Below are 8,950 nucleotides of genomic sequence, written 5' to 3'. Positions count from 1 at the left end.
GCTTCGAGCGCGGACTTGTCCTCGTCGCTCATCAAGCGGTAGTCCGGGCCGCCCCGGCCGGTCCACCAGTACACCGGGTCCGCGCACCGCCAGGCCCGCTCGCGCAGCACGTTCTTGCGCAGCTTGTCCGATCCCGTGGTCGGGAGTCCGGTCGAGACGCGGAGGAACCGCGGCACCGCCTTGGTTCCCAAATCCGGTTGCGCGGTGAGGAAACCGGCGAACTCCGCCGGGTCGAACTCGGCACCGCCGCGCAGTTCGACGGCCGCCATGGCCCGGTCGCCGGTGCGCGGATCGGGAACCGCGAACGCCGCGGCCAGCACGACGTCCGGGTGCCGCCGCAGCACCCGTTCCACCAGCAGCGCGGAGAAGTTCTCGCCGTCGACCCGGATCCAGTCGCCCTGCCTGCCCGCGAAGTACAGGAAACCGCGCTCGTCGAGGTAGCCGAGATCACCGGTCCAGTACCAGCCGTTGCGGACCCGCTGCGCATCGGCCGTTTCGTTCTTGTAGTAGCCCTCGAACCGGGCGGCGGCCGCCTTGTCGACGATCTCCCCGATCGCCTCGCCCGGGTTGCGCAGCCGCCCGTACTCGTCCAGCCGGGCGGGCGGGCAGGTGCCCAACGTGTCCGGATCGACCACGGCCACCGCTTCGCTGGACGGCTTGCCCAGGGAATCCGGCGGCGCGTCCGGATCGTTGCGGACGTGCCCGGAGCCCTCGCTGGAGCCGTAGCCCTCCTGGAGCACGCAGTCGAAGCGGCGGGCGAACTCGGCCTGGTCCTCCGGGGACGCTTCGGTGCCGAAGGCGTGGGTGAGCGTGTTGTCGCCGTCGTCGTCGCGTTCGGGTGTCGCGAGCAGGTAGGCGATGGACTTTCCGACATAGGTGAAGTACGTGATGCCGAAGTACCGGACGTCGTCGATGAACCGGGAAGCGGAGAACTTCGGCGTCAAGCACACGGTGCAACCCGCCGCCAGCGCCGGAGCCCACAGCGCCATCAGCGCGTTGCCGTGGAACAGCGGCATGCAGCAGTAGCAGACGTCGTCGGCCGTGACGCCGTACTTCTCGCCGGTGGCGTAGCCGAGGCGGGTGAGCCGTCCTTGCGTGCACCGCGCGGCTTTCGAGGTCCCGGTGGTGCCGGAGGTGAACAGCAGCAGGAACAGCGCGGACTCGTCGACGCCGTCGTGGGCATGCGGCGGTTCGGCGTGCGCGGTGACGAGTTCGCCGTACCCGGGCTCGTCGACCAGCAGGAACCGCTCCGGCGGGACGCCGATGTCGAGCCCGGCCAGCCGGTCCCACCCGGTCCGGTCGGTGATGATCAGCTGGCAGTCGACGTGCCGGACCTGAGCTTCCAGGTCCGCACCTCGGTGCGTCGGGTTGATCCCGGCGATGGTCGCTCCGGCCAGTGCGGCACCGCCGAGCCAGAAGATGTGCTCCGGCACGTTCTCCAGCAGCACGCCGATGTGGAACGGGCCGTCGGCGCGGAACTCGCGGGCGATGGCCGCCCGGGCCGCGCTCTCCTCTACGACCTCGTCCCAGCTCCAGGTGCGCTCTCTGGTGCGCAGCCCCGCCTTGCGGTCGCCCTGCCGCGCCAACAGCTGGTCGGCGATCGTCCGTTCCATCGGCCGCTCACCCCTCGGGCACGAGCACGCAGCGGGTCCGCCGGTAGATCGTCGGCATGCATTTGTTGCAGTGGATGCACAACGACTTGTCGCGTTCGCCCGCCTGAATTCGGTTGATCAGGTCCGGCTCGCGCAGCAGCGCGCGGGCCATCGCCACGAACTGGAAGCCCTCGGACATCGCCAGGTCCATGGTTTCCTTACTGGTGATGCCGCCGAGCAGCACCAGCGGCAGCCGGACGGCAGCGCGGATCTGGCGGGCCTGTTCCAGCAAGAACGCATCTTCGTACGGGTAGCTGCGGATGAGGGCCTTGCCGACCAGTTGCACGCCGAGCTTGACGGGCTGCTTCATCGCACCGGCGAACTCCTGCAGCGGCGCGTCGCCGCGGAACAGGTACATCGGGTTGCGCAACGAACTGCCCGCGGTGAGCTCGATCGCGTCGACGCTGCCGTCGGCTTCCAGCCAGCGCGCGACCTGCGCGGCCTCGTCGACCCAGAACCCGCCGGGCGCCCCGTCGTCCATGTTCAGCTTCGCCAGCACCGCGATCCGGTCCCCGACCGCGTCCCGCACCGCGCGGGCGGTCTGCAACGCCGGACGGGCCCGGTTGCGCAGCTCGCCGCCGTAGGAATCCTTGCGGCGGTTGAGGTTCGGGCTCAGGAACGAGCTGATGAAGTAGTTGTGCCCGAAATGCAGTTCCACCGCGTCGAAGCCGCACTCGATCGCCTTCTCGGCCGCCTCGGCGTGCTGCCTGGCGATCCGGTCGATGTCGGCGGCGGAGGCGGCCTTGGTCAGGCTCATGCTCGCGGCGTGCAGCCGGCGGGACGCCGACAGCGCCGGAGATCCGAGCTCCAACGCCGGTGCGACCGGACCGGCGTGCCCGAGCTGGGCCGACACCGCGGCCCCTTCGTCGTGCACCGCGTCGGTGAGGCGGCGCAGCCCCGGCAGCGCCTCGGGACGCCAGTACAGCTGGTGCTTGGCCGAGCGCCCGTCCGGCGACACCGCGCAGTAGGCGACCGTGGTCATCCCGGCGCCCCCGGCCGCGACCTGGCGGTGGAACTCGATCAGGTCGTCGGACACCAGCGATTTCGGCGTCCTGCCTTCGAAAGTGGCTGCCTTGAGCACCCGGTTCCGCAGCGTCACCGGGCCGAGCCGGGCGGGTTGCAGCGGGTCGGGTGCGGACTGCGGCTCGCTCACTCGGGAACCTCCGTTCGGTTGCGCGGACGCCGCGCCAAGCTAGCCCGCAGCGCCGCCGGGTCCGGGTCGCGATCCTGCTGACCGGGAGTGCGGACTGCGGTTTGAACTTCGTCTAGGCAGGCGCTCAGAAATCCGCCTGGCCGCCGTCGAGGGGGATGGTGGCTCCGGTCAGGTACCGAGCTTGCGGGCCGACGAGCATCGCCACTGCCTCGCCGATGTCCTGTTCGCAGTCGCCGACGTACCGCAGCGGGATCGTCTTGCGGAATTCCGCCGCCTCGGCCGGTCTCGCCTCGGCCCACGCCTCCAGACTCGGCGACAGCGCGTGCGGGGCGATGCAGTTGACCCGGATCCCGTCCGGTCCCCACTCCGCGGCGGCGGTGCGGGTCAGCGAGCGGATCGCCTGCTTGGCCGCCGCGTAAGCGCCGTAGTTCGACGGATCCCAGCGCACCATCGCGGAGGTCACCAGGTTGATGATGTTCCCGCCGCGTTCGGCCAGGTGCGGATGGCACGCCTTCATGAACGCGAAGGTGGCGAACGGTCCACTTCGGAATCCTCGCTGGAAGTCGTCGTCCTTCATGGACAGCAGTGGTCCGAAGTGGCCGGAGTAAGCGTTGTTCACCAGGATGTCCACGCCGCCCATGGCCGAAACGACGTCCGCGACGAGCCCCGGGATCGCGTCCAGATCGGTGACGTCGCAGCCGAACGGCGCCGCGTTCGCACCGCGTTCGCGCACCAGTTCGCAGGTCCGCGCCAGCTTCGACTCCGTGCGGCCCAGCACGGCCACGGACGCACCGGCGCCGGCCAGCGCCAACGCGATCCCCTGGCCCACGCCCTGGCCCGCGCCGGTCACGATCGCGACCTTGCCGTCGAGATCTCCCATCGTGGCCTCCTGTCTCGCCTCCGCGGGCGGTCAGTTCCGGTCGCATGAGTTCGAGCGCGGCGCCAGCAGCAGCTCGGCGCCCATCCGGATGTCGGACTCCGCGTCCACAATGGACACTCGTGCGTTGAGGCTGGCCTGCAGCACGCCGTACCAGAGCTGCAGCAGCAACCGCACCAGCGCCATGTCCTGCGCGGTGGGCGTCCGGATGCCCAGCACCCGCAGGATCAGGTCGCGGAAGGTCCGGTCGATCCGGCCGACGTCGGGCACCGTCGCGGCGTTCGCGGTGTTCGACGACTGCAGCATGGCCACCGCGAGCGTTGGCTTGCGCAGCAGCTCCCGGCTGGCGCTGACCAGGACTTGCGCGACCGCTTCCGCCGGTTCGGCCGCCGGGTCGGGACCGGACCGGGTGCGCTCGTCGAAGCGCTCGACCCGGTCGGCCATCACCGCGGTGAACAGGTGGGTCTTGGACGGGAAGTAGCGGTAGAGCGTTCCGATGGCGACCCCGGCGTCCTTCGCCACCTCGTGCATCTGCACCCGCTCGAGGCCCTTCTCCGCGCCGATGTGCGCGGCGGCGCGCAGGATGCGCTCGCGCCGCTCGACCTGGCCGGGTGAGCTGGGCTCCGCAGCCGTCCTCGCCTCGGCGATGCGCGGCACTGGCACCCCTCCGTTCGCCTCGTCCGGCCCATGTGTATCCGACTCGGACCGGCGCCGGCCGGGCCGGTACCGGTGAGTGGGACCGGACCGCCGCCGGGACGCCGCGGCGCGGTTTTCTTCGGCGGCAGCGACTCCGGCCCGGGAGGACCGCATGCTCCGGTCTGTCGCGAACCACGTGCTCACCGCGCTGCTCGCGGTCGGCTTGACCGCCTCCGGCTGCTCCTCCGGAGGTGTCCGGCAGGAGCCGGAGCTCGCCCCGACGCGGGGAAGCCTGTCGAGCGCGGTCGAGCTCGACCACCGAAGGCTGCCCAGCGCGCGCAGTGAAGCGCTGATCACCTACGGCTCCGCGAACGCGCGGGACGAGCCGATCACCGTGACGGGAACGGTCTCGGTTCCCGCCGCGCCACCACCACCGGGCGGCTGGCCGGTGATCAGCTGGGCGCACGGGACCACCGGCACCGCGGATGCCTGCGCCCCGTCCGCGGACCGTCCTGGCGGACCGGCGCACCCCTACGTCGGCCTCGTCGACCAGGTACTGGACCGCTGGGTCGCGGCCGGTTACGCGGTGGTGCAGACCGATTACGAGGGTCTCGGTACCCCCGGCGAGCACCCCTACCTCAACGGCGTGAGCGAGGCGAACACGGTCGTCGACATCGTGCGCGCCGCGCGGCGGGCGAACCCCGGCATCGGCGCGGACTGGTTCGCGATGGGGCACAGCCAAGGCGGCCAGGCGGCGCTGTTCGCGGCCGCCGAACGGGTTCGTTCGGAGGTGCCGCTGCGTGCCGCAGTGGCGATCGCGCCCGGCGGTTTCCAGGTGGACCGGACCGCGGAGTTCTTCCGCGCCCGGGCCGGAACTCCGGAGGTGACCGCCGCGCTGCCGTTCCTGTCCCCGCTGCTGCTCGGCGCGGCCGCGGCCGACCCCGGCATCGCCGCGGACGAGCTGGTCGCCGACGAGATCCGCCCGCTGCTCGAGGTCGGTCGCACCGGCTGCCAGGACGACGTCCGGGAGGCCGCGGCGCGGATGCGGCCCCAGCGGGTGTTCCGGGACGACGCCGAGCTCGGTCCGCTCACCGCGTACCTGCGCAGCCAGGATCCGAGCCGGTTGGCCCTCGGCGTACCGACGCTGGTCCTGCAGGGCACCGACGACGCGCTGGTCGGCAAGCCGGGGACGGATCAGCTCGTCGGAATGTTGTGCCGCCGTTCTGCGCAGGTCAGCTACCGGGTCTACGACGGTGCCGAGCACCGGCAGGTGCTGGCCGAGTCCCTGCCGGACGCCGAGCGGTTCGTGGACGCGGTCCGCACCGGGCGGCCGCCTGCGGGCACGTGCACCTGAGCACCGGTCCCGGCCAGCGAGATCGCGTCGGTGGCGGCGAGCGCGCGCACTTATGTTCCGCAACCGGAAAGAGCACGGCCGCACACCGGAAGCAGGCGAAAGGCGCAAGCAATGGACCGCTCGACCTACGGCCCGTGGGCCGTCATCGCCGGAGGTTCGGAAGGCGTCGGCGAGTCGTTCGCGCGGCGACTGGCCGATGCCGGCATCAACAGCGTGCTCATCGCCCGCAAACCGGAACCGCTGCGAGCCACGGCCGAAGCGGTGCGCGCCGCCGGAGCCGAGGCCCGCACGCTCGAACTCGACCTGCTCGACCCGGCCGCGCTGGACGAGATCCGCGCGGCGACCGACGACCTCGAAGTCGGCCTGCTGATCTTCAACGCGGGCGCGAACACCTACGGGCACGAGTTCGTCACCGGCGATCCGGACCGCACGCGCGAGGTCATCGACCTGAACATCACCGCGCAACTCGCGCTGGCGCGGCACTTCGGCGCGGCGATGAAGAACCGGCGGCGCGGCGGCATCCTGCTGGTCGGATCGATGGCCGGGTTCATGGGCCAGGCGGAGATCAGCGTCTACTCCGCGGTGAAGGCGTTCGGCCGGGTCTTCGCCGAAGGGCTCTGGCTGGAGCTGCGCGAGTTCGACGTGCACGTGCTGGAGCTGGTGCTCGGTGTCACGAGGACCCCGGCGATGCAGCGCGCCGGGTTGCGCTTGGACCTGCCCGGACTCGACGTCGCCGAACCCGATGACGTGGCGCGGGAGGGTCTCGAGCACCTCGCGGACGGTCCGGTGCGGATCGCGGGTGGCGACGAGCAGGCGGCGCGCAAACGCAACGAATTCCCCCGCGCGGACCGGATCCTCGCCGCGCACGAGGCGACCCGGCGGCTGATCGGCGGCTGAGCGGCGTCTTCCACCTGGAGTGAACGGACCGTTCGTCCCAATAGATTGGACGAGCAGGCCGTTCACTCGGTCCGCAGTCAGATCATGTTGCGCAACGGGCCCGGAGGAGGTTGCAGCCCCAGCTGCCCCAATGCCGAGGCGTGCAGCACCGCTCCGGGCGCGTGGATCGCGTGCGCCAGGCCCATGTGCGCGTCGCGCCAGAAGCGCTGCATCGGGTTGTCCGACCGCATCGCGTTCCCACCGGACCGCGCGACGATCTCGTCGACCGCCCGCACCGCGCGCCATGCCGCCTGCACCTGCTCGCGCCGCCCGATCGCGCGCCGCTCGAAAGTGACTTCGTGCCCAGCGGCGACCAGGTCGTACATCCGGGAAGCGTTGTCCAGCAGGGCGGTCCGGGACGCGGAGATCTCCGCGGCGGCTTCGCCGATGGCGGTCAGCGCGTACGGATCGTCCTTGATCCTGGTCCCGGTGATCTGGGTGCGGCCGCGCTGGTAGGCGAGGTGGTGTTCGAGCGCGCCCTCCGCGATGCCGACGACCGCCGCGGTGATGCCGAGCGGGAACGCGCAGGAGAACGGCACGTGGTAGGTGGGGTTCGCCAGTCCGGCCTCCCGCGCGGCGGTGCCATCGACGAGCTTGCGGAAGGGGATCACGCGCTGCGCCGGTACGAACGCGTCCGCGACGACGATGTCCTTGCTACCGGTGCCGCGCAGCCCCACCACGTCCCACGAGTCCTCGACGATCTCGTAGTCCGCACGCGGCAGGACGAGGTGCAGGTGTTCCGGCGCTTCGGGCAGCGTGCCGTCCGGTTCCGCAACGCGGCCGCCGAGGAAGATCCAGTCGCAGTGGTCGGTCCCGGAGGAGAACTGCCAGCGCCCGTTGAAGACGTAACCGCCGTCGACGGGCCGTGCCACGCCCATCGGCGCGTACGGCGAGGCGATCCAGGTGTCCTGGTCCGGACCCCAGATGGCCTGCTGCAGAGCCGGGTCGGCCAGCGCCATCTCCCACGGGTGCACGCCGACGATCCCGGCGACCCACCCGGTCGAACCGTCCAGCGCGGCGATGGCCAGCACCGCTTCGGCGAACTCGCGCGGGTGCGCTTCCATGCCGCCGTGCTCGCGCGGCTGCAGCATCCGGATCACGCCGCACTCACGCAACGCGGCCGTGGCTTCGCCGGTCAGCTTGCCAGCGGCCTCGTTGCGCGGAGCCTGTTCGCGGATCCGGTCCGCTGCAGCCGAGACGGCCTCGACCACCTGATTGCCCATGTCCTCCCACTTCCGGCCTTCTATTCACATAGGACCGTCATGTCACGCGTCGTGGCACCGCCGGAAACCGCGCTACGGCGCGATATCGCCGATGCACGCCGGTGGCGGTGCCGCGCGGAATCAGGGCACGACCCCGTCCGTCCACAACGGACCGACGCCTTCAGTCCTCCCGGCCCAAGAAGGCCAGCACGGCGCTTTCGAACGCCTCCTGCTGCTCGATCATCACCCAGTGCCCGCAGTCCGGGAACACGTGCAGCTCGGCGGCCGGAATGGTGCGCATCGGCACCAGGGCCATGTCCAGCGGGCTGACCCGATCGTCCCGGCCCCACGTCAGCAACGTCCTGGCGCGCACCTTGTGCAGCTGCGACCAGTACGGCGGCGCGTCCGAAGCGGCCATCGCCTCGGCCTGCCGGGCCAGCGCCTTGCTGCTGTACATCCGGCGGGCCGCGGCGAGCGTGTCCGGATCGGTGGCCTGCGCCCAGCGCTGCTCGACGAGTTCCTCGGTGACCAGCGACTGGTCGTGCACCATCGAACGCAGCCAGCGGACCAGCTTCTCCCTGGTCGGCTCGTCGGTGAACTCCGCGAGCAGCTTGATCCCCTCGCCCGGCCCGGGACTGAGCAGTTGCGCGCCGACGCCGCCGATGGTCACCAGCCTGCGGACGCGCTCCGGAGCCGCGATGGCGACCCGGGTGGCGACGAGCCCGCCCATGGAGTTGCCGATCACGTCGACCTGATCGAGCCCGAGCCCGTCCAGGAACCGCAGCACCGCGTCCCCGGCCGCGAGCATCGGGTGCTGATCGGTCGGGTCGCTGACGCCGAAACCTGGGAATTCCAGCACCAGGCAGCGGAATCGCTCCGCGAAACGCGGGAGGTTGCCGCGGAAGTTCCGCCAGCCGGTCACGCCCGGACCGGAACCGTGCAGCAACAGCAGCGGCGGGCCCTCGCCCGCCTCGTGGTAGCGCAGCACTCCCTGATCCGTCGCCAGTTCCCGCGCCGTCGACTCGTGGTCCATGTCCCGTCCTCAGCCCATCGCGCCTGCCGGTGGACGGTATTGCCGCGCCCGCGTGCGGCGGAGCCGCAGTCCCGATCAGCGGGAGCGCCCCCGGTCAGCCCGAGCCG

8 protein-coding genes are annotated in these 8,950 nt (G+C 71.3%); 2 read left to right on the top strand and 6 right to left on the bottom strand.

The annotated features are described in order from the left end of the window. From IJH84_RS05765 to IJH84_RS05750, 4 genes are all read right to left on the bottom strand, one after another. On the bottom strand, positions 1 to 1,613 hold a 1,613-nt coding region (locus IJH84_RS05765; protein WP_295141187.1), incomplete at its 3' end, for an AMP-binding protein. Positions 1,614 to 1,620: 7 nt separating this feature from the next. Then, complete coding sequence (locus IJH84_RS05760) at positions 1,621 to 2,805, bottom strand: NADH:flavin oxidoreductase (protein WP_295141184.1); 1,185 nt, start codon at positions 2,803 to 2,805, stop codon at positions 1,621 to 1,623. A 124-nt stretch (positions 2,806 to 2,929) separates the two neighbouring features. Then, the gene (locus IJH84_RS05755) at positions 2,930 to 3,685 is read right to left on the bottom strand and encodes an SDR family NAD(P)-dependent oxidoreductase (protein ID WP_295141181.1); all 756 of its coding nucleotides are present in this window, start codon (positions 3,683 to 3,685) and stop codon (positions 2,930 to 2,932) included. Between the two features lie 30 nt (positions 3,686 to 3,715). After that, positions 3,716 to 4,339, bottom strand: coding sequence for a TetR/AcrR family transcriptional regulator (locus tag IJH84_RS05750; RefSeq protein WP_295141178.1), 624 nt, complete (start codon positions 4,337 to 4,339; stop codon positions 3,716 to 3,718). Between the two features lie 151 nt (positions 4,340 to 4,490). Between IJH84_RS05750 and IJH84_RS05745 the strand changes: the two genes are divergently transcribed. Both IJH84_RS05745 and IJH84_RS05740 read left to right on the top strand, forming a co-directional pair. After that, positions 4,491 to 5,672: an alpha/beta hydrolase gene (locus IJH84_RS05745; RefSeq protein ID WP_295141175.1), complete on the top strand. Its 1,182-nt coding sequence runs from the start codon at positions 4,491 to 4,493 to the stop codon at positions 5,670 to 5,672. Between the two features lie 111 nt (positions 5,673 to 5,783). Next, entirely contained in the window at positions 5,784 to 6,569 is a 786-nt protein-coding gene (locus IJH84_RS05740; RefSeq protein WP_295141172.1) for an SDR family oxidoreductase, read from the top strand. Positions 6,570 to 6,646: 77 nt separating this feature from the next. Here IJH84_RS05740 and IJH84_RS05735 read toward each other — a convergent pair whose 3' ends face one another. Beyond that, positions 6,647 to 7,831 (bottom strand): acyl-CoA dehydrogenase family protein, encoded by a 1,185-nt coding sequence (locus tag IJH84_RS05735; protein ID WP_295141169.1) that lies wholly within the window; start codon positions 7,829 to 7,831, stop codon positions 6,647 to 6,649. A gap of 160 nt (positions 7,832 to 7,991) precedes the next feature. After that, positions 7,992 to 8,843 carry an alpha/beta fold hydrolase gene (locus IJH84_RS05730; protein ID WP_295141167.1) on the bottom strand — a complete coding sequence of 284 codons (852 nt, stop codon included), beginning with the start codon at positions 8,841 to 8,843 and terminating at the stop codon, positions 7,992 to 7,994. Between the last annotated feature and the right edge of the window lie 107 nt (positions 8,844 to 8,950).

The sequence above is a fragment of the Saccharopolyspora sp. genome (assembly GCF_017434145.1).
Lineage (GTDB): Bacteria > Actinomycetota > Actinomycetes > Mycobacteriales > Pseudonocardiaceae > Saccharopolyspora_C > Saccharopolyspora_C galaxeae.
Note: the sequence above shows the minus strand (reverse complement) of the source record. Positions and strands in the feature narration are given on the sequence as shown.

What these genes read in the sequence shown, in the direction of transcription:
- IJH84_RS05755 (WP_295141181.1), bottom strand. Translation starts at nt 3,685, where the DNA reads ATGGGAGATCTCGACGGCAAGGTCGCGATCGTGACCGGCGCGGGCCAG.
- IJH84_RS05745 (WP_295141175.1), top strand. Translation starts at nt 4,491, where the DNA reads ATGCTCCGGTCTGTCGCGAACCACGTGCTCACCGCGCTGCTCGCGGTC.
- IJH84_RS05740 (WP_295141172.1), top strand. Translation starts at nt 5,784, where the DNA reads ATGGACCGCTCGACCTACGGCCCGTGGGCCGTCATCGCCGGAGGTTCG.
- IJH84_RS05735 (WP_295141169.1), bottom strand. Translation starts at nt 7,831, where the DNA reads ATGGGCAATCAGGTGGTCGAGGCCGTCTCGGCTGCAGCGGACCGGATC.
- IJH84_RS05730 (WP_295141167.1), bottom strand. Translation starts at nt 8,843, where the DNA reads ATGGACCACGAGTCGACGGCGCGGGAACTGGCGACGGATCAGGGAGTG.